Here is a 24,465-nt window from a genome sequence, read left to right as displayed (position 1 = left end):
CAAGCACTTCTGCCACTCATCACCGCCTGCAACGTTGCCCGTTGCCGGCAGCGAGTGCGTACTCTACGGATTCCCACGGGACCGCGCAAGACCCTCGGGAAGAAATATGTCACGGCGACCCGCTGGCCCGGTCGAGCAGCGAGAGAATCGAGCGGTATGGGATGCCGCCGTGCTGGCTCAGGCCGATCTCGCAGGTGCGCGAGTTCGAGTAGCCGGCACTACACTCGGCCACCTGCTCAGCCAGCCCCGCCAGCGCGGAGGCATTGAGCTCCGGGGTCGTGAAGCCCTTCACCAGCGAAGCCACAGCAGGTGATCTCCGCCGGCACCACCACCTCCCGGGCACAGGCCCGCGCCAGCCCGACGAACTTGTCGGCGAGTCCCATGCGGGTGCTCGAGCAGGTCACATGCACGGCGACCCGCTCGTCCAGGGGCGTGACGGCGAGCCGGGGCAGCAGATGGTCATGGGCGAAGGCGACCGGCTCCAGCATCTCGAGTCGCTCGTCCAGGTACTCCCGCACCTGCAGGGTGCAGGGGCTGGTGTCACAGAGCACCGGATAGCGTCCGTTCTGGCTCGCCACCAGCAGTTCGCGGTTGAGTTCGCGCCCCTTGTGGGCCGCCTCCTCGAACTGCCCCTTGGACTGGAAGGCCATGCCGCAGCACAGGTGACCAATCATCTCCGGGAGGACCACCTCGTAGCCGGCCTTGTCGAGCAACGCCAGGGTGATCTCCATCACCGAGCGTGCCTCGGCTTTGTCGTCATGGGCCGTGCCGAAGATGCGGGTAGCACAGGAGGGCAGATAGACCACCTTGTCCCGCGAGGCATCGCCCGACGACACATGCTCCAGCACCCGGATCGGCGCCGACCTGGGCAGGGCCGGGCTCCACTGGGGCAACCGGTCACCGCTCAGGCGGCGCGCCCCAGCGCTGGCCTTGCCCATCAGGCCGGTGCCGAGCAGGGCCCGCGCCACCCCTGCCGCGTTCAATCCACCTCGGGCCAGGCGGGTCGCGCCCGAGAAGTGGCGGCCGATGCGCCGCGCGATTTCGGCCTTGTCCAGGGCCCGCTCGTGACGCATCGCGCGCACCAGGTCACCGGTATTGATGCCCACCGGGCACTGGGTAGCGCAGAGGCCATCGGCGGCGCAGGTCTCGTCGCCCGCGTAGCGATACTCCTCGCGCAGGGCGGTCAGGCGCGTCGCATCCTCCCCAGTGATCGCCTCGCCCAGCGTCTCGAGCCTCGCCAGCTCACGGGCGATGACGATGCGCTGACGCGGGGTGAGCGTCAGCTCCTTCGACGGGCAGACCGCCTCGCAGAAGCCGCACTCGATGCACTTGTCGACGATCTCGTCGGCCGCCGGCAGGGGCTTGAGGTTTTCCAGGTGCAGCGTCGGGTTGCGGCTGAGAATCACCTCGGGGTTGAGCAGGTTCCCGGGGTCGAAGAGCGCCTTGATCGCCCACATCAACGCATAGGCCTCGGGCCCCCACTCCAGCTCCACATAGGGCGCCATGTTGCGTCCGGTGCCATGCTCGGCCTTGAGCGACCCGCCGTACTCCACGCCGACCAGCCGTGCCACCTCGTCCATCAGCGCCTGGTAGCGCTCCACCTCGCCGGGCTTCTCGAAGCCCTGGGGAAAGACGAAGTGCAGGTTCCCCTCCAGGGCGTGGCCGAAGAGGATGGCGTCCCGGTAGCCGTGGCGGTGGAAGGTCTCGGTGAGCGCCAGCACGCCCTCGTCGAGGCGCTCGATGGGGAAGGCCACGTCCTCGATGATCACCGTGGTGCCGGTCTCGCGAACGGCCCCCACCGCCGGGAAGAGCCCCTTGCGGATCTTCCAGTAGAGGGCATAGGTATCGGCGTCACGGGTAAAGGTGACCGGCTCCAGGGTCTGGATGCCCTCGAGGACCCGCTGCACCGCCTGCATGCGCGCCTCGAGCTCGGCGGCATCGTTGCCGCGCACGTCGATCAGCAGCGCCGCCGCCCCCTCGGGCAGCCGTCCGAGCGCGTCGGGCATGCCCGGCTGGTCCTGCACCGAGCACAGCGCGGCGCGGTCCATCAGCTCCACCGCGGAGACCGGGGCCTGCTTGAGCGCGATGGTCGCGCGGCAGGTCGTGCCCATGTCGGGGAAGAAGGCCAGGGCCGCGGCCTTCAGGGGCTCGTCGACCACGCTGTCGTAGGTGATGGCGCTGATGAAACCGAGGGTGCCCTCGGAGCCGATCATCAGGTGCTTGAGGATCTCGATGCCGTCCGTGAAGTCGACCAGGCTGTTGAGGGCGTAGCCGGTGGTGTTCTTGAGCCGGTACTTGTGGCGGATCTTCTCGGCCAGCGCCGCGTTGCCTTGCGTCTGTTCCGCGAGGCGCTCGAGGCCGACCAGAAGCTCGCCGTGGGAGGCCCGGAAGGCGCTGACGCTCTCGGGGTCGGCGGTGTCGAGCAGGCTGCCATCGGCCAGGATCACGCGGATGTCGCGCACCGTGCGGTAGCTGTTCTGGGCGGTGCCGCAGCACATCCCCGAGGCGTTGTTGGCGGCGATGCCGCCGACCATGCAGCTGGCGATCGAGGCCGGGTCGGGCCCGATCTTGCGCCCGTACGGGGCCAGCAGCTGGTTGGCCCGGGCCCCGATAACCCCGGGCTGCAGGCGGATCGCCCGGCCCTCGTCCAGGATTTCATGAGCTCTCCAGCCGCGGCTGAACTGGATCAGTACCGAGTCGGTCACCGCCTGGCCGGAGAGCGAGGTGCCGGCGGCGCGAAAGGTCACCGGCAGCCGGCGCGCCCGGCACTCGGCCAGCGTCCACTGCAGCTCCGCCTCGCTCTCGGGGCGCACCACCAGCCCCGGAATCAACCGGTAGAAGCTGGCATCGGTGCCGTAGGCCAGGGTGCGCAGCGGATCGTCGATCAGCCGCTCGGCGGGAATCGATGCCGAAAGCGCCGCCTTGAGTTCGCACCAGGCGCTCGACGCCGTCATGCCTTGCCTCCCGCCTCTCCCGCCGCGCCGCCGGCATGGCGCACCAGCACCACCAGCTCGCGGGGCCCATGCACGCCGTAGGCCAGGGTCTGCTCGATGTCGGCCGTCTTGCTGGGCCCGGAGATCAGCAGGGCGTTGGTGGGCATGCCGCCGGCCCAGTCGTGGGCCTCGACGACATCGAAGAAGGTGTCCTCGATGGTGTCGGCATCCAGCACGGCGACGTGCAGCGGCGGCACCAGGCTCAGCCGGCGCGGCTCGTCGGGCGTCGGCCAGAGCCACAGGCTGCCGGTCTCGGCGATGGCCCCTCGCGCCGAGGTCAGGCCGGCATCGACCCGGTCGAACTGCTCGCGCTGCCAGGACTCGATGGCACGATCGACGTCGACCAGCTCCACCTCGGCATCGGCCAGGGCGTGGCGCGCCTCGGCGGCCACCGGGTGCTCCTTGCCCAGCGCCAGGCGTCGCACGCCCTTGTCGGCGAGCACCTTCGCCAGGGTGTCGGTCCAGGTATCCCGGGGGGCATGGATCACCTCGCCGTGCACCGAGACGATCCAGCGCTCGAAGCGGGCCAGGCGCTCTTCCTGGCTCCAGCCTCTATGGGTCACCACGGCGAAGTCGCTCTCGGGGGCGCTCAGGGGGCCGTCGGTGCGCTCGCGCAGGCGCTTGAGAATGGCGTCGCGGGCACGCATCAGCGCTCCTCCCCATGGGTCTTGTTCGCCTGATGACGCTTGACCAGCGCATGCAGGGTGGTGCCCGCCGGCCTGGGCGCGGTGCGGTAGTCGGTCCAGGACCCCAGCTTCGCCGGCATCAGCGCCTTCAACTTGCCGGCCACCGCCGTGCCGGCACGCCAGACGGCGGGATGGGTGGCCAGCCACTGGAAACCCTTCCAGGCCGCGGCCTCCTTGCGGGTGCGCTTGACGCCGGCGCCGGGTACGTTGCCGCGCCCCTCGCCCACCGACTCGCGGCGCAGCCGCACCAGCAGGTCGGGGATCGGGATCTTCACCGGGCAGACCTCGCCGCAGGCACCGCACAGGCTCGAGGCGGTGGGCAGGTCCTTGGTCTCGTCCAGGCCCATCAGGTGGGGCGAGAGGATGCTGCCGATCGGCCCGGGGTAGGTGGTGCCGTAGGTATGGCCACCCACCCGCGTATAGACGGGGCAGTGGTTCATGCAGGCGCCGCAACGGATGCAGCGCAGGGTGTCGAGCAGCTCGTCGTCCTGATAGATGCTGGAGCGACCGCTGTCGACCAGCACCAGGTGGACCTCCTTGGGCCCATCATGCTCACCGTCCTTGCGCGGCGAGCTGATCATGTTGAAGTAGGTGGTGACGTGCTGACCGGTGGCCGAGCGGGTCAGCAGGGCATAGAGGGGCGGCACGTCACGCAGCTGCTCGACGACCTTCTCGATACCGGTCACGGCGATGTGGACCGGCGGCACCGTGGTGGTCATGCGGCCGTTGCCCTCGTTCTCCACCAGGCACAGGGTGCCGGTCTCGGCCACCGCGAAGTTCACGCCCGAGATGCCGACGTCCGCCGCCATGAAGCGCTCGCGCAGCTGGGAGCGGGCCGCCGCGGTCATGTAGTCGACGTCGCGGGTGCGCTCGGTGCCGGTCTTGTCATGCAGGATCTCGGAGATCTCGTCGGTATTGAGATGGATCGCCGGCATGATGATATGCGAGGGCGTCTGCTCGTTGAGCTGCACCAGGTACTCGCCGAGGTCGGATTCCAGCGCCTCGATGCCGGCTTCCTCCAGGTGCGCATTGAGGTGCATCTCCTCGGTGACCATCGACTTGCCCTTGACCACCGAGCTGGCGTCGTGGGACTCGCAGATCTCGCGGATGATCCGGCACGCCTGATCACCGTCCTCGGCCCAGTGCACCCGGATGCCGTTGGCCTCGCAGTTGGCCTCCAGCTGCTCGAGCAGGTCGGGCAGCTTGGCGAGCGCCCTGAGGCGAATGTTGGCGCCCAGCTCGCGCAGGGTCTCCAGGTCCCAGTCGCCGAAGCTGTCGCGGCGCTTGGTCATCAGACCATCCATCGCCTTGCGGAAGTTGGCGCGGATCTGCGGATTGCCCAGGGCATCGTGGGCCTGGCGGTGAAACTCCCGAGGACTATACGTTTGAACGCCTTGGGGTTGAACATCGTGGCTCTGTACGCTCATGAGGTCCTCCGCCACAGGTAGCTGGCGATATGCTCGCCCTCGACCGGCGTCTTCTGGTGAGCGAAGCGGCCGCCGATGTTCATCAGGCAGCCGCAGTCGGAGGTCACGAAGCGCTGGGCGCCGGCCTCCTCGATGGCCGCGGTCTTGTCCTCCACCATGGCGGCGGAGACCTCGGGATGACGCACCGCGAAGGTGCCGCCGAAGCCGCAGCACTCGGCGCCGCGCGCCTGCTCCACCAGCTCGACCTTGCCGAGCTGGGCCAGCAGCGCCGGTCCGGTCTCGGCCAGCCCCATCTCGCGCCGGGCACTGCAGGAGGTGTGCATGGCGACCTTCTCCGGCGCGCCGCGATCCTCGAGCTTGAGGTGGCAGACATGGACCAGGAATTCGGTCAGCTCGTGGATCCGTCCTGCCACTTCATTGGCCCGCTCCTCGAGGTCGCTGCCGGCAAAGAGCTGGGGGTAGTGGGTGCGCATCATGCCGCCGCAGGAGCCGGAGGGCACCACGATCGGCCAGGGCTCGGGGAAGAGGTCGAGCTGAGCCGCCGCCACCGCGCGAGCCTCCTGCTGGTAGCCCGAGGTGTAGGCCGGCTGCCCGCAGCAGGTCTGGTCCTCGGGAAAGAGCACCTCGATGCCCTCCCGCTCGAGCAGGCGGATAGCGTCCAGGCCGGCCTCCGGATACAAGAGGTCGACGAGGCAGGTCCCGAAGAAGTAGACCTTCTCCGGCTTCGGCGGATAGAGCTTGACTGGCGTCATGGGCAGGATCCTGGACAGTGCAGGGGCACGGCAGCGTTGCGCTGAAAGCATTGGCTCGGGCTACGGTAAATTGGTAAAGCCAATTGACACGAAGACGTTGCCGCACATTAGGAGGCGGAACCTGCAGTGTCAAACGCACGCTGCCCGCTTCCCAGCCCCGCCCGCCTATACTTTAGTCTATTGCCTTCAACGCTCTTTCCAACACCTTGATGTCAATGGATAAATCAAAGCAATCCGGGGCAGCGGCGGCGAGTCGTTGACGCGGCGTTTGGTAATACCAATTTGATGGCGATACCATGCCGACTTTCGCCACGTGTTCCGGAGCCACCGCCATGGCCTATCAACCCGTCCGACAGCCGCGCCTCGCCGACGTCATCACCGAGCGCCTCGAGGCGCTGATCCTCGAGGGCAGCCTGAAGCCCGGCCAGCGCCTGCCGCCGGAGCGCGAACTGGCCGAGCGTTTCGGCGTCTCGCGCCCCTCGCTGCGCGAGGCCATCCAGAAGCTGTCGGCCCGCGGCCTGCTGACCAGCCGCCAGGGCGGCGGCACCTTCATCAGCGAGGAGCTCAATAGCGGCTACAGCGACCCGCTGCTGGAGATGCTCTCGCGACACGGGGAATTCCACCTCGACCTGCTCGAGTTCCGCGATGCCATGGAGGGCCTCTCCGCCTACTACGCGGCCCTGCGCTCCACGCCTACCGACAAGGCGCTGCTGATCACGCGCTTCGAGGAGCTCGAGGCCTGCTTCAAGGGCCGTGACCCGGCGCTCGAGGCCCGCGCCGACGCGGCCTTCCACATGGCCATTGCCGAATCGGCCCACAACGTGCTGCTGCTGCATTCCATCCGTGGCATCTTCCACCTGCTGGAGATGAGCATCGTCGACAACCTGGCCCACCTGTTCGAGAAACCCGATTCGCGGCCGAAGCTGATGGCCCAGCACCGTGCCCTGCTCGATGCCATCCTCGAGGGCCGGGCCGAGGACGCCCGCACCCGCGCCCACGAGCACCTGGTCTTCGTGGAAGAGGGGCTGCTCGAGGTCGAGCGCGCCGAGACCCGGGCCCAGCGCGCCCTGCGCCGCGCCCAGGTCATGCCCACGACCTCCCGCTGAGGCCGGCCATGCCGATGCCCTCCCGCCGCCGGGTCCGCCAGCTGCTCTGGCTGCTGGTGCCCCTCGGACTGGTGCTCGCCATGTGGCAGGTCGCCCAGCTGGCCCGCGACCAGGCCCTCCAGGGGCTACGCCAGGATGCCGAGAACGAGCTGCGCCTCTCGGCGGCGAGCCTGGTCGGCCACCTCTCTCGCCACGACTACCTGCCCGCCCTGCTCGCCTCGCGGGAGATGGTCAGGCGCTTTTTGGCCTCCCCGGAGAGCCAGGACCCCATGCCGCTCAACCGGCTGCTGGACCGTTTCCGGGCCACCGCCGGGGTCTCCGATATCTACCTCATCGACCGCCACGGCGACACCCTGGCCGCCAGCAACTGGCACCGTCCCGACACCTTCATCGGCCAGAACTACGCCTTCCGCAGCTATTTCCAGGATGCCATTGCCGGCCGCCCCGGGCGCTTCTATGGCCTGGGCGTGCAGTCTCGGGAGCGCGGCTACTACTTCTCGGCCCCGGTGTGGCTCGACGACACCGAACCGGACGCCAGCCCCGATGGCGTCATGGTGGTGAAGGTGCTGCTCGATGCCGTGGAGGCGAGCTGGGGCGAGCAGGATGCCGAGCTGCTGGTCACCGACAAGGACGACATCATCTTCATGGCCAGCCGCCCGGAGCTGCGCATGAGGGCCCTGCAGCCGCTCTCCGACGACGAGCGGGAGGCGCTGCTGGACACCCGCCGCTATGCCGACGAGCCGCTGGCCCCCGCCGGCATCGAGATCACCGAGACCCCGGGCGAGCACAGCCAGCGCGTCGGCTTCCAGCGCGGCCCGCTGGCCGAGGACGACTACCTGGGCCTGTCGCGCCCCATGCCGGCGTTCGGCTGGGAGATGCATATCCTTAGATCGCTGGCCCCGGTGATTCAGGCCCAGTGGCTCGCCGCCTTGCTGGCCGGCGGCCTCTACGGCGTGGTGATCCTGGCCGGCGGCATCGGCTGGCAGCGCCTGCGGCTGCGCCGCGAGCGCGAACAGTTCGCCGAGCGGGAGCGGCGCACCCTGGCCCGGGCCCGCGACGAGCTGGAGCGCAACGTGCAGCGCCGCACCCGCGACCTGGTCGAGACCAACCGGCGCCTCTCCGGCGAGATCGAGGAGCGCCGCCGCGCCGAGGAACGGCTGCGCGAGACCCGCGACGAGCTGGTCCAGGCCGCCAAGCTCGCCGTGCTCGGCCAGCTCGCCGCCGGCATCAATCACGAGCTCAACCAGCCGCTGGCGGCGATTCGCGCCTATGCCGAGAATGCCGCCGAGTTCCTGGCCCGCAGCCGCACCGCGGCGGCGAGCGGCAACCTGGCGCAGATCATCGAACTCACCGACCGCATGGCCGAGATCAGTGCCCAGCTGCGCCAGTTCTCGCGCAAGAGTGGCGACAGGCCCACCAGCGTCTCGGTCCCCGCCTGCTTCGACTACGCCCTGCGGCTCTTCCAGACGCGGCTGCGCGACGCCGGGGTCACCGTCGAGCGCGTCTGGCCCGAGGAGCAGACCTGGGTGCGCGCCGACCTGGTGCGCCTGGAGCAGGTGCTGGTCAACCTGATCGGCAACGCGCTGCAGGCCATGGCCCAGACCGCGGCGCCGCGATTGCAGCTGAGCATCGCGCCCGACGGCGACGAGGTGCGGATCCGGGTCATCGACAACGGCCCCGGCATCACCGAGGCACACCTGGGACGGATCTTCGAGCCCTTCTACACCACCAAGTCGCCGGGCAGCGGCCTGGGGCTGGGGCTGTCGATCTCGGCGCGCATCATCGACGACCTGGGCGGCCGGCTGGCGGCTGACAACGCCCCTGGCGGCGGCGCCCGCTTCACCATTACCCTGCCCCGCGACCCCGGTCCCGAGGCGACCGGCGACACCAGGCCCGAGGAGCACGACACCCATGCATGAGCCGGCGACCCTTCCGGTGATGATCATCGACGACGAGGCGCACCTGCGCATCACCGCCGGCCAGACCCTGGAACTCGCGGGTTACGAGCCCCGCGCCTTCGAGAGCGCCGAGGCCGCCCTGGCGGCCCTGACGCCGGACTTCCCAGGGGTGATCGTCAGCGACATCCGCATGCCCGGCATGGACGGCATGGCCCTGCTGCGCGAGGTGCGCGGCCGCGACCCCGACCTGCCGGTGATCCTGATCACCGGCCATGGCGACATCTCCACTGCCGTGGAGGCGATGCGCGAGGGCGCCTGGGACTTCCTGGAGAAGCCTTTCGCCGGTGAACGCCTGGTGGAGATGGTGCACCGCGGCATCGACAAGCGCCGCCTGAGCCTCGAGAACCGCGAGCTCAAGGCCGAGCTCGAGGCCCAGCAATCGGCACCGGGCCCGCGCCTGGTGGGCCGTGCGCCGGCCATCCATCGCCTCGCCTCCATGGTCCAGCGCATCAGCCAGGTGGAGACCGACGTGCTGCTGTTCGGCGAGACCGGGGCCGGCAAGGACCTGGTGGCACGGGCCATCCACGAGCGCAGCCGCCGCGGCGGCCACCCCTTCGTGGCCATCAATTGCGGCGCCGTCCCCGAGAGCATCATCGAGTCGGAGCTGTTCGGCCACGAGAAGGGCGCCTTCACCGGGGCCGTGGAGCGGCGCATCGGCAAGTTCGAGCATGCCCAGGGGGGCACGGTATTCCTCGACGAGATCGAGTCGATGCCGCTGTCGCTGCAGGTCAAGCTGCTGCGGGTACTCCAGGAACGCTCCATCGAGCGGTTGGGCGCCAACGTGCCGGTGCCCCTGAACCTGCGCGTGATCGCCGCCACCAAGGTCGACCTCAAGGCCGCAGCCGAGGCGGGACGCTTCCGCGAGGATCTCTACTACCGGCTCGAGGTGGTCACCCTGCCGATCCCCCCGCTGCGCGAGCGGCGCGAGGACATCCCGCTGCTGTTCCAGCACTTCGCCGTGGTGGCCGCCAACCGCAGTGGCCTGGAGGCGCCGCCGCTGGATGCCGGCGGCATCTCGGCGCTGCTCGCCCACGACTGGCCGGGCAACGTGCGCGAGCTGCGTAACCTGGCCGAGCGCTACGTGCTGCTCGGCGCCACCTGCGACTACCGCCTGGACGCCCTTCTCGAGGGGGTGGACAGCGACAGCGGCGACCTGGCCCTGCCCCAGCAGGTGGAGCTGTTCGAGAAGAGCCTGATCGACCAGGCCCTGGCCCGCCATCGCGGCCGCGTCAGTGAAGCCTGCGAGCAGCTCGGGCTGCCGCGCAAGACCCTCTACGACAAGCTCAGGAAGTACGGCCTCAAGGCCGAAGACTACCGCCAGAGCGAGGCGCCCTGACGGAGCACCTCGCGCAGCGGCCCCCAGGGGGGAAGCCAGGGGGCCAGGCTCGCCGCCGCCATCAGCATCATCAGGGAGTTGCCCGGCTCGCGCCAGTCGAACGGCTTGAGGGCGGTGCCGAAGGAGCGCTTGAGACGCGCCCCAGTGAGGTCGACGCTGTAGAGCTCGTCAAGCAGCAGGTGGATCCCGAAGCCCAGCGCCAGGCCGGCGCCGTGGGCCCAGGCCATCCAGGCGCCCTGCGAGAGCCATTGATAACTGGCCACCGTGGTCGCCAGCCCGCACAACAGCGCAGCCAGCAGCGAATGCCAGATACCGCGATGCACCGAGAAATGCTTGAACACGGCACTCAGCCCATAGCGAACGCCGATATACAGCCCGCCACAGGCGACGATGAGGGCCCCGGGGCTGAGCCATTCCTGCAACAGCAGGGCGCCCACCACCACCGACAGCACGGCGAGCAAGGTGAAGATCAGGCGGATGGCATGGGAGTTGTCGGCGTCGATATCCGGCAGAATCCCGCCGAAAGCGATCAACACGGCCAGGGAGGCGGCGTCGCTGGCGGATAGCTGGGTAGCCTGCCAGCCACCCAGACCAAGCAATGCGCCACCGGCTACGGCGACGCCAAGATGGGTACGAAAATCGGCCATGTGCAGAGACTCAAAAATACTGGATGAACATCCAGATTATGCGCAACATGGCCAGAAAAAACAACTAGTTGCCAACTGGCGACAGGCTCAGCCGGCCAGGTATTCGTCCTTGAGTCTGACGTAGTTGCCTGCGGTGTAGGGAAAGAAGGCCCGCTCCTGCTCCTTGAGCGGGCGCAGCGCCTTGGCCGGGTTGCCGGCGTAGACGTGGCCGCCCTCCAGGCGCTTGCCCGGCGTCACCACGGCACCGGCGGCGATGATCACCTCGTCCTCGACCACGGCGCCGTCCATGACGATGGCGCCCATGCCCACCAGGATGCGGTTGCCCAGGGTGCACCCGTGGAGGATCGCCTTGTGGCCGATGGTCACCTCCTCGCCGATGGTCAGCGGGAACCCCTCGGGGTTGAAGTCGCTGGCGTGGGTGATGTGCAGCACGCTGCCGTCCTGCACGCTGGTGCGCGCGCCGATGCGGATGCGATGCATGTCGCCGCGGATCACCGCCATGGGCCACACCGAACAATCGTCGCCCAGCACCACGTCGCCCAGCACCATGCAGGCCGGGTCGATATAGACCCGCGCGCCCAGCTGTGGCTCAAGGCCCTTCCAGGGCCGCAGGCTCGTTGCCTCGCTCATTGTTCACCTCTTCTTGTCAGGTCAGGTCTTGCCAGGTCAGGTCAGGCGTCTCAGATCAGTCCGGCCAACAATACTACCAGCGTCAGCGGGATCGACACCCAGCGCAGCAGCGCGCGCCAGGCACGAAAGCCGTTGGGGCCGGCATCCAACGCGCGCAGGGTGGTCGCCTCGGGCATCACCCAGGCGGCGAAGATGGCGATCAAGAGCCCGCCCAGCGGCAGGAAGATCTCCGGCGGAATGGTGCTGACCAGCTCGAAGGGATTCATGCCGAACAACACCCGAGTCTCGGCCAGGCTCGAGAAGGAGAACACCGAGAGCATCCCCAGCCCCCAGACCGCCAGCCCCACCACGGCCGCCGCCGCCCCGCGCCGCAGGCCCCAGCCCTGCAGGGTGGCGACCATGGGCTCGGCCAGGTTGATCGAGGAGGTCCAGGTGGCCAGCAGCAGCAGCAGGAAGAACAGCGACAGCCACAGCGGGCCCCCGGGCAGTTCGGCGAAGGCCACCGGCAGGGTCACGAACATCAACCCCGGCCCCTCGCCGGGATCCATGCCCTGGGCGAACACCACCGAGAAGATGGCGATCCCGGCCAGCAGGGCCACCGTCACGTCGAGCACCGCCACCGAGACGGCGGCCCGGGGCAGGCTCTGGTGGTCGGGCATGTAGGCGCCATAGGCCATCAGCGCACAGGCGCCCACCGCCAGGGTGAAGAAGGCGTGGCCCATGGCCTGCAGCATCACCATGGGCGTCACCGCCGAGAGGTCGGGCAGGAACAGCCAGGCCAGCGCCGGACCGAAGCCGTCGGTGGTGGCCGCGTAGCCCGCCAGCACCAGCAGCAACAGGTAGAGCATCGGCATCAGCAGGTTGTTGAGCTTCTCCAGCCCCTTGGCCACCCCGGCGGCGACCACCAGCATGGTCATCATCAGGAAGAGGGTATGGTTGAAGGTCATGCGCCCGGGGTCGGCGAGGAAGGCATCGAAGTCGGCGCCGATCTCCGTCGCGCTGCGCCCCACGAAGTCACCATTGACCGCGGCCACCAGAAATTCGATGGACCAGCCCGAGACCACCGAGTAGAAGGAGAGGATGCAGAACACCGTGAAGGCGCCGAACAGTCCCAGCCAGCGCCAGTGGGGGCTCGCCCCGGCCTGGCCGGCCAGATGGCCCAGCGACTGCATGGGGCTGCGGCGCCCGGCGCGGCCGATCAGGATCTCGGCCATCATCACCGGCAGCCCCAGCAGCACCACGAAGGCCACGTAGAGCAGCAGGAAGGCGGCACCGCCGTTCTCGCCAGCGATGTAGGGAAAGCGCCAGATGTTGCCGAGCCCCACCGCTGCCCCGGTCACCGCCAGGATGAAGGCGCGCCGCGTGCTCCAGCGCTCCAGCGTCTCGTTCATGGGTCCACTCCGCGAGCCTGAAAAGGGCGCAAGCCTAGCACATTGAAACCCGCCGCGGCCGCCCGCATCTAAGACCCATTCCCCTATTCCGACCCGAGGTATACATGTCCCGCAATCCGCTGCTCGACCCCCACGAACTGCCCCCCTTCGATGCCATCCGGCCCGACCACGTGGTGCCGGCCATCGAAGCGCTGCTGGCGGAAAACCGCACGGCCATCGAGGAACTCGTGGCGCGCGCCGAGACCGCTGCCCCGGGCTGGGACAGCCTGGCCGCCCCGCTGGAGGCCCTCAACGACCGCCTGGCGCGGGCCTGGTCGCCGGTCTCCCACCTCAATGGCACCATGAACAACCCCGAGCTACGCGAGGCCTACCAGGCCTGCCTGGGCCGGCTCTCCGACTACAGCACCTGGATCGGCCAGCACGAGGGGCTGTTCCAGGCCTGGCAGGCGCTGCGCAACGGTCCCGCCTGGGAGACCCTCGACGAGGGCCAGCGTCGCACCGTGGAGAATGCGCTGCGCGACTTCCGCCTGGCCGGCGTGGACCTGCCCGCCGAGAAGAAGCAGCGCTATGGCGAGATCAAGTCGCGCCTCTCCGAGCTCTCCAACACCTTCTCCAACCAGTTGCTGGACGCCACCCAGGCCTGGCACCTGGACCTCGCCGACGAGACCCGCCTCGCCGGCCTGCCCGAGAGCGCGCTGGCCAGCCTGCGGGCCAATGCCGAGGCCAAGGGCCTGGCCGGCTACCGCATCACCCTGGACTTTCCCAGCTTCTTCCCGGTGATGACCTACGCCGAGGACCGCGAGTTGCGTCGCGAGATCTACACCGCCTTCGTCACCCGCGCCTCCGACCAGGGCCCCAACGCCGGCGAGTACGACAACGCCCCGGTGATGGAGGAAATCCTCGCGCTGCGCTACGAGCTGGCCGAACTGCTGGGCTTCAGCGACTACGCCGACTACTCCCTGTCGACCAAGATGGCCGAATCGCCCGACCAGGTAGTCACCTTCCTCGAGGACCTGGCCGCGCGCGCCGTGCCCCAGGCCCAGGAGGAGTATGCGGAACTCGCGGCCTATGCCCGCGACGAGCTGGGCATGGAGGTGCTCGCGCCCTGGGACGTGGGCTTCGCCAGCGAGAAGCTGCGCGAGGCGCGCCATGCCATCTCCGACGAGCAGCTGCGCCCCTATTTTCCCGCCCCGCAGGTGGTCGACGGCCTGTTCCGGGTGGTCGAGCGTCTCTACGGCGTCACCTTCGCGGAGGACGCGACGGCCCCGCACTACCACCCCGACGTGCGCTACTTCCGGATCCTCGAGCACGGCGCCCCCATCGCCGGCTTCTACCTCGACCTCTATGCCCGCGAGGGCAAGCGCGGCGGCGCCTGGATGGACGAGTGCCGGGTCCGCCGCCTGGAAGGCGACGCGGTGCAGCTACCGGTGGCCTACCTGACCTGCAACTTCACCCGCCCGGTGGGGGACGCCCCGGCGCTGCTGACCCACGACGAGGTCACCACCCTCTTCCACGAGTTTGGCCACGGCCTGCACCACATGCTGACCCGCCAGACCGTCGCCGACATCTCCGGCATCAACGGCGTGGCCTGGGACGCGGTGGAGCTGCCCAGCCAGTTCATGGAGAACTTCTGCTGGGAACGCGAGGGGCTCGACCTGATCGCCGGCCACGTGGAGACCGGCGAGCCGCTGCCCGAGGCGCTCTTCGAGAGGCTGCTGGCGGCCAAGAATTTCCAGTCCGCCATGGGCATGGTGCGCCAGCTGGAGTTCTCGCTGTTCGACTTCCGCCTGCACCGCGAGCTCGCCGCCCCGAGGGCCGCCGACATCCAGGCGCTGCTCGAGGCGGTGCGCGATGCCGTCGCCGTGGTCCCGCGGGCCGACTTCAACCGCTTCCAAAACGGCTTCGGCCACGTCTTCGCCGGCGGCTATGCGGCAGGCTACTACAGCTACAAGTGGGCCGAGGTGCTCTCCGCGGATGCCTGGAGTGCCTTCGAGGAAGCCGGCATCTTCGACCCCGAGACCGGCCGGCGCTTCCGCACCGAGATCCTCGAGCGCGGCGGCTCCCGCGACGCCGCCGAGCTGTTCCGCGCCTTCCGCGGCCGCGAGCCCAGCGTCGAGCCGCTGCTGCGCCACAGTGGCATCCGTGCCGCCTGAGAAGGTTTTGCCGCCGGGTCCCTCGGCGGCCCATCGTGGAATCGTGGAGATGACATGACCGTAACCAAACGCTTTATCGCCGGGGCCATCTGCCCGCGCTGCGCCGAGATGGACCGTATCCGCGCCTGGGAGCAGAACGGCATCCGCTACCGCGACTGCGTCAGCTGTGACTTCTTCGAGCAGTTGCCCATCGAGGACGAGGCCCTGCCGGAGCTCGAGACCCGGGTCAATCGCGAACGCGAGGAGCAGGCTCGCAGCGACCTGCAGACCGTGAAGATCCTCGACCCGAAAGGGCACTGACGCCCATGGGCCAGGGAACGGCCGTCACCCTGCTGCCGCAGCGCCGCCTGCTCGAGCTGCTGGGGCTCGCGGCGGCGGCGGCGCTGCTGGTCGCCCGGCTGGACCTCGCCACCCTGGCCGCCGGGCTGGGACTCTTCCTGTGGGGCATGACCCACCTGGAGGAGGCCATCAAGCGCCTCTCCGGCGGTACCCTGGACCGCTGGCTGCACGCCGCCACCCGCCGCACCTCGCGGGCCATCGCTGTGGGCGCCCTGGCGACCGCGCTGGTCCAGTCCAGCTCGCTGGTGACCCTGCTGGCCATGTCCTTCGTGGGCGCCGGCCTGGTGGCCCTGCCCGCCGGCATCGCGCTGCTGTTCGGGGCCAACCTCGGCACCACCACCGGCGCCTGGCTGATCGCCGGGTTCGGCCTCAAGGCCGACCTCGCCCAGTATGCGATGCCGCTGCTGGCGCTAGGGTTGCTGGGCTCGCGGCTGCTGCAGGGCAGTCGCGCCGGCATCGCCGGTCTGCTGCTCGGCGTGGGCCTGCTGTTGCTGGGCATCGACTTCATGAAGCTGGGCTTCGAGACCTGGCAGGATGACCTCTCCCTGGACGGCCTGGCTGGCGAGCGCCTCTGGCACTGGCCGCTGCTGGTGCTGTTCGGCGTCATGGCCACCGTGGTCATGCAGTCCAGCCACGCCACCCTGCTGATCATCCTCACGGCGCTGGCCTCCGGCCAGCTGCCCTACCTGCCGGCCCTGGCCATCGCCATCGGCGCCAACATCGGCACCACCGTGACCGCGGTGATCGGTGCCTTCGGCGCCAGCACGGCCGGCCGGCGGCTGGCCGGGGCCCACGTGATCTTCAACCTGGTCACGGCGGCCGTGGCCCTGGCCCTGCTGCTGCCGCTGGCCGCGCTGGTGGACCGGCTCGCCGCACTGGTGGACCTGGCGGCCACCGCCTGGCCGCTCAAGCTGGCGCTCTTCCATACTCTCTTCAACGGCCTGGGCATCCTGCTGATGCTGCCCTGGATCCCGCGGCTGGCCGGCGGCCTGGAGCGGCTCTTCCCCGAGCCGGCGAGAGTCTCCCCGGCCCAGGCGCGCTACCTGGAGACCAACGCCCTGCAGCACGCCGACACGGCCCTCGCGGCCATCGAGCAGGAGTGCCGACGGCTCGACCGGCGCACCTACCACCTGCTCGCCTCGGCCATCCTGGTGCCCAGCGCCGAGGCGATCGGCCACCCGCCCAGCCGGGCCGTGATCGAGGCGCCCATCGTCCCCGAGGAGTGGCCGCTGGTGAACGTGCGCTACCACGAGCAGATCAAGCCGCTGATGGCGGAGATCCTCGACTTCTACTCGCGCATCGACACGCCCCTCACCGCGGCCCAGGAGGCACGCCTGGAGACCCTCTATGCCCGCACCCTGCGCCTGGTCGAGGCGGTGCGCTTCGGCGAGGTGCTGCAGCGCAGCCTGCTGCGCCACGCCGCACCGGGGAGCCCCCTTCGCGAGGCCCACGATGACCTGCGCATGGCCCTCGCCGAGGGCCTCAACCGCCTGGCCAACGCCCCGGGAGCCCGCGACATCGAGGCGCCCCTGGAAGAGGTCCGTCGCCACTGGCAGCACGAGCTGGCCGAACGGTTGCGCCAGCATCGCCTCGATCCCTGGCTGGCCTCCTCGCTGATGAACGACCTCCACCAGGCCAGCCGACTGACGGCCGCCCTGACCTCGCCGCACGACGCCGACGCCTGACGGCGCGCCTGGCGCGAGGCGCCGTGCGGGAATCCGCACACCACCAGCCCCGTCCCGTGCGGGATCCCGGCCCCACCCCGCCATCCCCACCTCGACCAAGGTCGAATGAACTTCTTGCAACCATATGAAATACCGGATATTTCAATAAGCAGGCATGGCCATTGCTTTGTGATAGGCGTTGATGCCACCCCGCCCTGGCTCACGGCAGGTCCCACAGCCGATGACCACACTGGGGGGAGATGGCATGCAGCCCCGGGGCAAGACGGCCCGGGCAAATGACAAGAGCACAACCGCATACAGGAGATACGCCATGCGCAACGCAACCTCACGGATCCTCGCCGGCACTCTGGCCGGCTCCCTGCTGGTCGCCGCCTCGGCCTCGGCCCAGACGGACCGCAGCGACTGGCCCGAAAGCTTCACCGTGGGCACCGCCAGCCAGGGCGGCACCTACTTCGTCTACGGCTCCGGCTGGGCCAACCTGATCGCCGACGAGCTGGGCCTCTCCGGCGGCGGCGAGGTCACCGGCGGCCCGACCCAGAACATGGCACTGGTGCATGGCGGCGACGTCGCCCTCGGCCTGACCACCATGGGACCGGCCGCCGAGGCCCTGGCCGGCGAGAGCCCGCTCGCCCCGGGCTTGCCCATGGACAACGTCTGTGCGCTGTTCCCGATGTACGAGACCCCCTTCTCGATCACGGCGCTGGAGGGCAGCGGCATCGAGTCGATCTCCGACATCCCGGACGGCGCCCGCATCGGCTTCGGCCCGGCGGCCTCCACCTCCGACACCTACTTCCCGGCCATGCTCGAGACCCTGGGCGTGGACTTCGACCGCCGCAACGGTGGCTGGTCCGACCTGGGCGGCCAGCTGCAGGACGGCCTGATCGACGTCATCGCCTTCGCCGCCGGCATCCCGATCCCCGCCGTCAGCCAGCTCGAGGTGCAGACCGACGTCAACATCATCGAGTTCACCGAGGAGGAGCAGCAGACGGTGCTCGAGAGCTTCCCGGTCTCCGAGTTCCAGATCCCGGCCAGCACCTACCAGACCCTCGAGGAGGATGCCCGCGCCGTTTCCATGTGGAACTTCACCATCGCCGGCTGTGACCTGCCAGAGGACTTCGTCTATGATGTCACCAAGCTGAGCATGGAAAACAACGACCGCATGCGCAACGTCCACCGCAGCGCCGCCACCAGCATCCCGGAGAACATCAAGTACAACAAGGTACTGCCGTTCCACCCGGGTGCCGTGCGCTGGTACGAGGAGAACGGCTACGAGATCCCGGACGACCTGAAGCTCTGATCCGTTGACCCGACCGCCTCCCGCCACGGCCACAGTGGGCCCGGCGGGGGGCCGTTTCCGTGCCCCTCCGACAACCCCTCTAGGGTGCTTTCCATGTCCCATACCCCCGAATCCCGTGACGACACGCCGCATGACGACGTCGTCGAGACGGTCAACGCCGAGGGCGTCGACGACGCCGCCGTGGAGTCCAACCGGCGACTCTATACCGGCGGGCAGTGGCTGCTCTTCGGTGCCCTGGCCATCGTCTATTCCAGCTTTCACCTGATCTCGCTGAACGTCTATCCGCTGGAGACCTGGTCGTTTCGCATCGTGCACATCGCCGGTGCCCTGGTTCTCGGCTTCGGCCTCTACGCCGGCACCCGCTTCGCCGACGAGACCCATCGTCGCTCCCCCGTCTGGTTCGCCTGGGTGAGCTACGCCATGCTCATCCCCGCCCTCTACGCCCTGGTGCGGGTGGTGATGATGTACCAGGCGATGAGTGGTGGCGCCATGCGCATCGCCCCGCAGATCGAGGCCTGGCACTTCGGTTATCCGCTGATACTGGCCACCGCGGCCGGCATCCTGCTCTCCTGGAGCTATCGTCAGTTCCGCGACCGCCTCTCACCGGCCGACCTGGTGCTGATGGTCTGCGCCCTGGCCGTGGCCGGCTACCTGCTGGTGATGTTCAACAGCCCGCTGCGCGCCTCCACCGGCACCTCCTTCGCGCCCATGGGCATCTCCTACGCGGCCATCGCCGGCTCGCTGCTGATCCTCGAGCTGACCCGCCGCGTCGCCGGCCTGGCGCTGGTGGTGATCTCCGCCATCTTCCTGCTCTACGTCTTCGCTGGCCCCTACCTGCCGGGCTTCCTGGGCTATCCCGGGCTCTCGGTGGGCCGCTTCTTCAGCCAGGTCTACACCGACGCCGGCATCCTCGGGCCGACCACCGCCGTCTCCTCGACCTACATCATCCTGTTCATCATCTTCGCCGCCTTCCTGCAGGCCTCGAAGGTGGGCGACTACTTCGTCAACTTCGCCTTCGCCGCCGCCGGCCGGGCCCGCGGCGGCCCCGCCAAGGTATCGATCTTCGCCTCCGGCCTGATGGGCATGATCAACGGCACCAGCGCCGGCAACGTGGTCTCCACCGGCTCGCTGACCATCCCGCTGATGAAGAAGGTGGGCTATCCGGCCCGCAGTGCCGGCGCCATCGAGGCTGCAGCCTCCACCGGCGGGCAGATCATGCCGCCGATCATGGGCGCGGGCGCCTTCATCATGGCCGAGATCACCGGCATCCCCTACACCGATATCGCCGTGGCGGCGCTGATTCCCGCCATCCTCTACTTCGCCTCGATCTACTTCATGGTGGACTTCGAGGCGGCCCGCACGGGCATGCGCGGCATGCGCAAGGACGAGATCCCGCTGTTCTCGAAGCTGGTCAAGCAAGTCTACCTGTTCGCACCGATCATCATCCTGATCGCCGCGCTGTTCATGGGCTACTCGGTGATCCGCGCCGGCACCCTGGCCACCGCCTCGGCGGCCGTGGTGAGCTGGTTCTCGCCCCACAAGATGGGCATCCCCGCCATCCTCAGGGCCCTGCAGCTGGCCGGCACCATGGCCATTCAGATCATCGCCGTGTGCGCCTGCGCCGGTCTGATCGTCGGCGTGATCTCGCTGACCGGGGTCGGCGCGCGCTTCTCCTCGCTGCTGCTCGGCCTGGCCGGGGTCAGCCAGCTGCTGGCGCTGTTCTTCGCCATGTGCATCTCGATCCTGCTGGGCATGGGCATGCCGACGACCGCCGCCTACGCGGTGGCCGCCTCGGTGGTCGCCCCGGGCCTGATCAACATCGGTATCCAGCCGCTGGTGGCGCACTTCTTCGTGTTCTACTTTGCGGTGGTCTCGGCGATCACCCCGCCGGTGGCCCTGGCCTCCTATGCGGCGGCGGGTATCTCGGGCGACAACGCCATGGGCACCTCGGTGGCCTCGTTCAAGATCGGCCTGGCGGCCTTCATCGTGCCCTTCATGTTCTTCTACAGCCCCGCCATGCTGATGGAGGGCAGCTGGATGCAGATCCTGCGCGTGGGCGTGACCGCCACCCTGGGCATCGTGCTGCTGTCGGCCACCGTCCAGGCCTGGTTCTTCGGGCCGGTCAAGACCTGGCAGCGCCTGGTGATGCTGCTCGGGGCGCTGTTCATGATCTACGGCGGCATCTATTCCGACATCGCGGGCCTCGCCATCGGCGCGCTGATGTTCATGATGCAGCGCGGCCGCCATGGCGGAAGGGGCAAGGCCGTTCCCGCCGGCTGAGCGCGACGCCTCCCCTGGAACGCAACGGGCCCCGTCATTGGCGGGGCCCGTTGCGTTGCGGCGAAGGCCGCGTCAACCGGTGATGTTGTCGAGGATACGCAGGCAGGGGGTCGACTGATTCAGCGTATAGAAATGCAGGCCCGGGGCGCCGCCATCGAGCAACCGCTGGCAGAGCCGCGAGATCACCTCCTCGCCGAAGGCACCGATGGCCTCGCTGTCGTCGCCATAGCTCTCGAGCTGCTTGCGGATCCAGCGCGGGATCTCGGCCCCGCAGGCATCCGAGAAGCGCGCCAGCTTGGTGTAGTTGGTGATCGGCATGATGCCCGGCACGATGGGCGCCTCGACACCCAGGGCACGAGCCCGCTCGACGAAGTGGAAGTAGGCCTCGGCGCTGAAGAAGTACTGGGTGATGGCGATGTCGGCCCCGGCCTTCATCTTGCGGGCGAAGTTCGACAGGTCCTGCTCGAGGTTCGACGCCTGGGGATGGGACTCCGGGTAGGCGGCCACGGCGATCTCGAAGTGGTCGCCGGTCTCCTCGCGGATGAACTCGACCAGCTCGTTGGCGTAGCGCAGCTGGCCGATGCCGCCCCCGCCCATGCCGGAGGGCAGGTCGCCGCGCAGGGCCACCAGGCTGTCGATCCCCTCCTCCCGGTAGCGCGAGAGCAGCTCGCGCAGCGCGCCCTTGTCGCTGCCGATGCAGGAAAGGTGTGGCGCGGTGGTGAAACCGGACTCGCGCACCATCCGCACGGTGTTCAGGGTGCGGTCCTGGGTGGAGCCCCCGGCACCGTAGGTGACCGAGAAGAAGCGCGGCGCGCGGCTGGCCAGGGCATCGCGAACGCCGACCAGCTTCTCGCGCCCGGCGTCGGTGTTGGGCGGAAAGAACTCGAAGCTGATCCCCAGCGGGTGTTCCTGCGTGCTCATCGGCTTACCTCATGAAAATGATGCATATTGCGGCTATTCTGACGGCTGGCTGTGCTGCCGACCAATGAAAGATACGCGACGCCACATCAATCCTGTTCATGCAGAAGCGGTCCCACGGCCGCCAGGACCCAAGGAAGGACATGACCCCGATCGACCCCGGCACCCTGATGGGCCCGCTCTGGACCCTGCTCGCCTATATCGGCCTGGGCTGGCTGGCCGCCCGCCGGCTGTCGGTGGACCCGCGTCCCGTCGCCACTCTGCTGATCTACCTGGTCGCCCCGCTGACCTTCTTCCGCGGGCTGGTCCAGGGCGGCCCCACGCCCGGCTACCTGCTGCTCACCGCGGCGCTCTTCACGGTGGCCAGCCTGATCGCCGTGGTCGTCCACCGGCTGGCAAGGCGGGGCTTCGCCCCACCGGAGAGCGCCCTGCTGGCCTTCTCCTCCGGCACCGGCAACACCGGCTACTTCGGCCTGCCGGTGGCCCTGGTGCTGCTGCCGCCCCAGGGGGTGACGCTGTATCTCTTCGGCGTGCTGGGGGTGACCCTCTACGAGTTCACGGTGGGCTTCTACTTGAGCGCCCGGGGGCAGTTTTCGGTGCGCCAGAGCCTGGTCAAGATCGCCCGGCTGCCGCTGATCTACGCCTTCCTCGCCGCCCTGCTGGTAAGCGGCTTAGGGCTCGGGGTGCCAGACGCGGTGATGCAGGGGCTGGCCGCCTTCCCGGCGACCTACACCCTGCTCGGCATGATGATCATCGGCATGACCCTGGGACGGGTCAGCGTACGGGAGTTCGATCTGCGTTTCATTGGCGCCTGCGTGGCGATCCGCTATGGCCTCTGGCCACTGCTGTCGCTGGCCGGGGTGCTGGGCCTGCAGGCACTCATCCCGCTCTCGGGCGAACTCGCCCTGGCGCTGCTGCTGATCGGCGTGGTGCCCATGGCCGCCAACGTGGTGGTGGTGGCCATGGAGCTCGGCATCGCCCCGGAGAAGGGCGCCCTGGCGGTGCTGATCACCACCCTGGCCGCGCCGCTGCTGATCCCGCTCTACCTGACGCTGATGATGCAACTGGCCGGGCTGTGACTGAGCTCTCCTGATCACGCACAGCGAGAGGCGCCGGGGGCAGGCCGAAGAGGAGGTCCTACGCCAGGGGTGAGGAGGATCCCTCCGAACGGGCTGGCCATGGATGGCCAGCACTGGCCCTGCAAGCGGAGCAGGATGCGAGAGCGAAGCAGGGCGTCGGTAGCTTACAGGGAGGTATTCACAGCGCCTCCTCGATGGTCCGGCACCCCGGGGCTTACCGCCGGATCAGCCTTGAGCGATCGATCTATTTGCGATAGCCCTGCCCAGCAACATAGCGTTAGTAACGATAGGCATCCGGCTTGTAGGGGCCGTCGACGGCGACGCCGGTGTAGTCGGCCTGCTCCTCGGTCAGGCGCGTGACCACCCCGCCGAAGCCCTGCACCATGTAGCGGGCCACCTCCTCGTCGAGGTGGCGCGGCAGCACCGTCACGCCGAGGGCGTCACGCCGATCGCCCTCGGGCAGCTCGGCGAAGCGGCCATCGAAGAGGTGGATCTGCGCCAGCACCTGGTTGGCGAAGGAGCCATCCATCACCCGGGAGGGGTGGCCGGTGGCGTTACCCAGATTCACCAAGCGACCCTCGGAGAGCAGGATCAGGTAGTCGCGACTGTCGGGGTCGAAGCTTCCCGGTTTGCTGTCCCGGTAGATCTGGTGCACCTGGGGCTTCACCTCCTCCCAGTGCCAGTGACGACGCATGTAGGCGGTATCGATCTCGCTGTCGAAGTGGCCGATGTTGCAGACCACCGCACCCGGCTTGAGCGCCTGGAGCATGGCGGCATCGCAGGCATGGATGTTACCGGTGGCGGTCACCACCAGGTCGACCCGCGCGAGCAGCTCACCGTCGAGGCTCTCCAGGCCGCGGTTGAGGCCCGCCCGGTAGGGCGAGACCACCTCGAAGCCGTCCATGCAGGCCTGCATGGCGCAGATCGGGTCGATCTCCACGATGCGCACGATCATGCCTTCCTGGCGCAGCGAGGCGGCCGAACCCTTGCCCACGTCGCCATAGCCCACCACCAGTGCCTGCTTGCCGGCCAGCAGATGGTCGGTGGCACGCTTGATGGCATCGTTGAGCGAGTGGCGGCAGCCGTACTTGTTGTCGTTCTTCGACTTGGTAACGGCATCGTTGACGTTGATCGCCGGCACCTTGAGCAGGCCGTCGCGCAGCATCTCCTGCAGGCGATGCACCCCGGTGGTGGTCTCCTCGCTGATGCCGTGGATGGCGTCCAGCAGCTCGGGGCGCTTCTCGTGGAGCAGCGCCGTCAGGTCACCGCCGTCATCCAGCACCAGGTTGGGGGTCCAGCCGTCGGGGCCCGCCACCGTCTGCTCGATGCACCACCAGAACGCCTCCTCGCTCTCGCCCTTCCAGGCGAACACCGGGATGCCCGCGGCGGCGATGGCGGCCGCCGCATGGTCCTGGGTGGAGAAGATGTTGCAGGACGACCAGCGCACGCTGGCCCCCAGATCGATCAGCGTCTCGATCAGCACCGCCGTCTGGATGGTCATGTGGATGCAGCCAGCGATACGCGCGCCGGCCAGCGGCTGCGCGGCGCGGTACTTGTCGCGGATCGTCATCAGGGCCGGCATCTCGGTCTCGGCGATGCGGATCTCGCGACGTCCCCAGGCGGCGAGGGAGAGATCGGCGACCTTGCAGTCGGTGGCCACGGGCGCGGAAACGGCGGGGTGGTTCATCGTGCAGCACCTCTTGTTCAGGACGAAAAGCATGTGTTCAGGACGAAAAGCTTGATCCTCACTATAGGCAGTGAGCCCAACCCCGGACAACCAACGCAGGC

Annotated in this window: 19 protein-coding genes; 9 read left to right on the top strand and 10 right to left on the bottom strand. The window is 68.8% G+C overall.

From position 1 onward, the window contains the following. Window positions 1-109: 109 nt before the first annotated feature. Genes OP497_RS17540 through OP497_RS14935 form a run of 5 tightly spaced genes read right to left on the bottom strand, consistent with a single transcriptional unit; the run spans window position 110 to window position 5,858 of the window. Window positions 110-292, bottom strand: a complete 183-nt coding sequence (locus OP497_RS17540) for an FAD-linked oxidase (RefSeq protein ID WP_348533128.1) — start codon at window positions 290-292, stop codon at window positions 110-112. Beyond that, a complete protein-coding gene (locus tag OP497_RS14950; protein WP_348533127.1) occupies window positions 237-2,954 on the bottom strand; it encodes an FAD-binding and (Fe-S)-binding domain-containing protein in 2,718 nt (905 codons plus the stop codon). Before OP497_RS14950 ends, OP497_RS17540 begins: the two co-directional genes overlap by 56 nt. Next, window positions 2,951-3,640, bottom strand: a complete 690-nt coding sequence (locus OP497_RS14945) for a lactate utilization protein C (protein ID WP_280549803.1) — start codon at window positions 3,638-3,640, stop codon at window positions 2,951-2,953. The genes OP497_RS14950 and OP497_RS14945 overlap by 4 nt, the downstream gene beginning before the upstream one ends. Next, window positions 3,640-5,106, bottom strand: a complete 1,467-nt coding sequence (locus OP497_RS14940; RefSeq protein ID WP_280549801.1) for a LutB/LldF family L-lactate oxidation iron-sulfur protein — start codon at window positions 5,104-5,106, stop codon at window positions 3,640-3,642. Before OP497_RS14940 ends, OP497_RS14945 begins: the two co-directional genes overlap by 1 nt. Next, the gene (locus tag OP497_RS14935) at window positions 5,103-5,858 is read right to left on the bottom strand and encodes a (Fe-S)-binding protein (protein ID WP_280549799.1); all 756 of its coding nucleotides are present in this window, start codon (window positions 5,856-5,858) and stop codon (window positions 5,103-5,105) included. Before OP497_RS14935 ends, OP497_RS14940 begins: the two co-directional genes overlap by 4 nt. A 332-nt stretch (window positions 5,859-6,190) precedes the next feature. Here OP497_RS14935 and OP497_RS14930 point away from each other — a divergent pair, with 332 nt between their 5' ends. The 3 genes from OP497_RS14930 to OP497_RS14920 are packed head-to-tail and all read left to right on the top strand — an operon-like array spanning window position 6,191 to window position 10,258. Continuing rightward, window positions 6,191-6,964: a GntR family transcriptional regulator gene (locus OP497_RS14930; protein WP_280549797.1), complete on the top strand. Its 774-nt coding sequence runs from the start codon at window positions 6,191-6,193 to the stop codon at window positions 6,962-6,964. 8 nt (window positions 6,965-6,972) lie between these two features. Continuing rightward, window positions 6,973-8,883 (top strand): ATP-binding protein, encoded by a 1,911-nt coding sequence (locus tag OP497_RS14925; protein ID WP_280549795.1) that lies wholly within the window; start codon window positions 6,973-6,975, stop codon window positions 8,881-8,883. Then, window positions 8,876-10,258 (top strand): sigma-54 dependent transcriptional regulator, encoded by a 1,383-nt coding sequence (locus OP497_RS14920; protein WP_280549793.1) that lies wholly within the window; start codon window positions 8,876-8,878, stop codon window positions 10,256-10,258. The genes OP497_RS14925 and OP497_RS14920 overlap by 8 nt, the downstream gene beginning before the upstream one ends. On the opposite strand, the gene OP497_RS14915 is transcribed toward OP497_RS14920, so the two are convergent. The 3 genes from OP497_RS14915 to OP497_RS14905 form a co-directional block, all read right to left on the bottom strand. Then, window positions 10,234-10,905, bottom strand: coding sequence for a metal-dependent hydrolase (locus OP497_RS14915; RefSeq protein ID WP_280549790.1), 672 nt, complete (start codon window positions 10,903-10,905; stop codon window positions 10,234-10,236). The two genes, OP497_RS14920 and OP497_RS14915, sit on opposite strands and share 25 nt — an antisense overlap. Before the next feature lie 87 nt (window positions 10,906-10,992). After that, window positions 10,993-11,535 carry a gamma carbonic anhydrase family protein gene (locus OP497_RS14910; protein ID WP_280549788.1) on the bottom strand — a complete coding sequence of 181 codons (543 nt, stop codon included), beginning with the start codon at window positions 11,533-11,535 and terminating at the stop codon, window positions 10,993-10,995. A 50-nt stretch (window positions 11,536-11,585) separates the two neighbouring features. Next, window positions 11,586-12,926 (bottom strand): sodium-dependent transporter, encoded by a 1,341-nt coding sequence (locus tag OP497_RS14905; protein WP_280549786.1) that lies wholly within the window; start codon window positions 12,924-12,926, stop codon window positions 11,586-11,588. A gap of 104 nt (window positions 12,927-13,030) precedes the next feature. Between OP497_RS14905 and prlC the strand changes: the two genes are divergently transcribed. From prlC to OP497_RS14880, 5 genes are all read left to right on the top strand, one after another. Continuing rightward, window positions 13,031-15,079, top strand: coding sequence for an oligopeptidase A (gene prlC / locus OP497_RS14900; RefSeq protein ID WP_280549784.1), 2,049 nt, complete (start codon window positions 13,031-13,033; stop codon window positions 15,077-15,079). Between the two features lie 54 nt (window positions 15,080-15,133). Next, on the top strand, window positions 15,134-15,379 hold the full coding sequence (locus OP497_RS14895) for a YheV family putative zinc ribbon protein (RefSeq protein ID WP_280549782.1): 246 nt from the start codon (window positions 15,134-15,136) through the stop codon (window positions 15,377-15,379). A 5-nt stretch (window positions 15,380-15,384) separates the two neighbouring features. Then, window positions 15,385-17,103, top strand: coding sequence for a Na/Pi symporter (locus tag OP497_RS14890; protein ID WP_280549780.1), 1,719 nt, complete (start codon window positions 15,385-15,387; stop codon window positions 17,101-17,103). Window positions 17,104-17,413: 310 nt separating this feature from the next. Continuing rightward, the gene (locus OP497_RS14885; protein ID WP_280549778.1) at window positions 17,414-18,400 is read left to right on the top strand and encodes a TAXI family TRAP transporter solute-binding subunit; all 987 of its coding nucleotides are present in this window, start codon (window positions 17,414-17,416) and stop codon (window positions 18,398-18,400) included. Between the two features lie 93 nt (window positions 18,401-18,493). Further along, the gene (locus tag OP497_RS14880; RefSeq protein WP_280549775.1) at window positions 18,494-20,680 is read left to right on the top strand and encodes a TRAP transporter permease; all 2,187 of its coding nucleotides are present in this window, start codon (window positions 18,494-18,496) and stop codon (window positions 20,678-20,680) included. Between the two features lie 72 nt (window positions 20,681-20,752). Here the strand turns inward: OP497_RS14880 and metF are convergent, their stop codons facing one another. After that, a complete protein-coding gene (gene metF / locus OP497_RS14875) occupies window positions 20,753-21,601 on the bottom strand; it encodes a methylenetetrahydrofolate reductase [NAD(P)H] (RefSeq protein ID WP_280549773.1) in 849 nt (282 codons plus the stop codon). Window positions 21,602-21,741: 140 nt separating this feature from the next. Here metF and OP497_RS14870 point away from each other — a divergent pair, with 140 nt between their 5' ends. Then, window positions 21,742-22,677, top strand: coding sequence for an AEC family transporter (locus OP497_RS14870; RefSeq protein WP_280549771.1), 936 nt, complete (start codon window positions 21,742-21,744; stop codon window positions 22,675-22,677). A gap of 277 nt (window positions 22,678-22,954) precedes the next feature. Here the strand turns inward: OP497_RS14870 and ahcY are convergent, their stop codons facing one another. Further along, on the bottom strand, window positions 22,955-24,364 hold the full coding sequence (ahcY, locus tag OP497_RS14865) for an adenosylhomocysteinase (protein WP_280549769.1): 1,410 nt from the start codon (window positions 24,362-24,364) through the stop codon (window positions 22,955-22,957). Window positions 24,365-24,465 lie beyond the last annotated feature (101 nt).

The organism is Halomonas sp. 11-S5 (assembly GCF_029889825.1).
In the GTDB taxonomy this organism is placed as follows: domain Bacteria; phylum Pseudomonadota; class Gammaproteobacteria; order Pseudomonadales; family Halomonadaceae; genus Halomonas.
The sequence above is the reverse complement of the archived record's forward strand: the minus strand, read 5'-3'. Positions and strand labels throughout refer to the sequence as shown.

Coding starts and splice junctions, on each gene's coding strand:
- OP497_RS14950 (WP_348533127.1), bottom strand. CDS start 2,954: ATGACGGCGTCGAGCGCCTGGTGCGAACTCAAGGCGGCGCTTTCGGCA.
- OP497_RS14945 (WP_280549803.1), bottom strand. CDS start 3,640: ATGCGTGCCCGCGACGCCATTCTCAAGCGCCTGCGCGAGCGCACCGAC.
- OP497_RS14940 (WP_280549801.1), bottom strand. CDS start 5,106: ATGAGCGTACAGAGCCACGATGTTCAACCCCAAGGCGTTCAAACGTAT.
- OP497_RS14935 (WP_280549799.1), bottom strand. CDS start 5,858: ATGACGCCAGTCAAGCTCTATCCGCCGAAGCCGGAGAAGGTCTACTTC.
- OP497_RS14930 (WP_280549797.1), top strand. CDS start 6,191: ATGGCCTATCAACCCGTCCGACAGCCGCGCCTCGCCGACGTCATCACC.
- OP497_RS14925 (WP_280549795.1), top strand. CDS start 6,973: ATGCCGATGCCCTCCCGCCGCCGGGTCCGCCAGCTGCTCTGGCTGCTG.
- OP497_RS14920 (WP_280549793.1), top strand. CDS start 8,876: ATGCATGAGCCGGCGACCCTTCCGGTGATGATCATCGACGACGAGGCG.
- OP497_RS14915 (WP_280549790.1), bottom strand. CDS start 10,905: ATGGCCGATTTTCGTACCCATCTTGGCGTCGCCGTAGCCGGTGGCGCA.
- OP497_RS14910 (WP_280549788.1), bottom strand. CDS start 11,535: ATGAGCGAGGCAACGAGCCTGCGGCCCTGGAAGGGCCTTGAGCCACAG.
- OP497_RS14905 (WP_280549786.1), bottom strand. CDS start 12,926: ATGAACGAGACGCTGGAGCGCTGGAGCACGCGGCGCGCCTTCATCCTG.
- prlC (WP_280549784.1), top strand. CDS start 13,031: ATGTCCCGCAATCCGCTGCTCGACCCCCACGAACTGCCCCCCTTCGAT.
- OP497_RS14895 (WP_280549782.1), top strand. CDS start 15,134: ATGACCGTAACCAAACGCTTTATCGCCGGGGCCATCTGCCCGCGCTGC.
- OP497_RS14890 (WP_280549780.1), top strand. CDS start 15,385: ATGGGCCAGGGAACGGCCGTCACCCTGCTGCCGCAGCGCCGCCTGCTC.
- OP497_RS14885 (WP_280549778.1), top strand. CDS start 17,414: ATGCGCAACGCAACCTCACGGATCCTCGCCGGCACTCTGGCCGGCTCC.
- OP497_RS14880 (WP_280549775.1), top strand. CDS start 18,494: ATGTCCCATACCCCCGAATCCCGTGACGACACGCCGCATGACGACGTC.
- metF (WP_280549773.1), bottom strand. CDS start 21,601: ATGAGCACGCAGGAACACCCGCTGGGGATCAGCTTCGAGTTCTTTCCG.
- OP497_RS14870 (WP_280549771.1), top strand. CDS start 21,742: ATGACCCCGATCGACCCCGGCACCCTGATGGGCCCGCTCTGGACCCTG.
- ahcY (WP_280549769.1), bottom strand. CDS start 24,364: ATGAACCACCCCGCCGTTTCCGCGCCCGTGGCCACCGACTGCAAGGTC.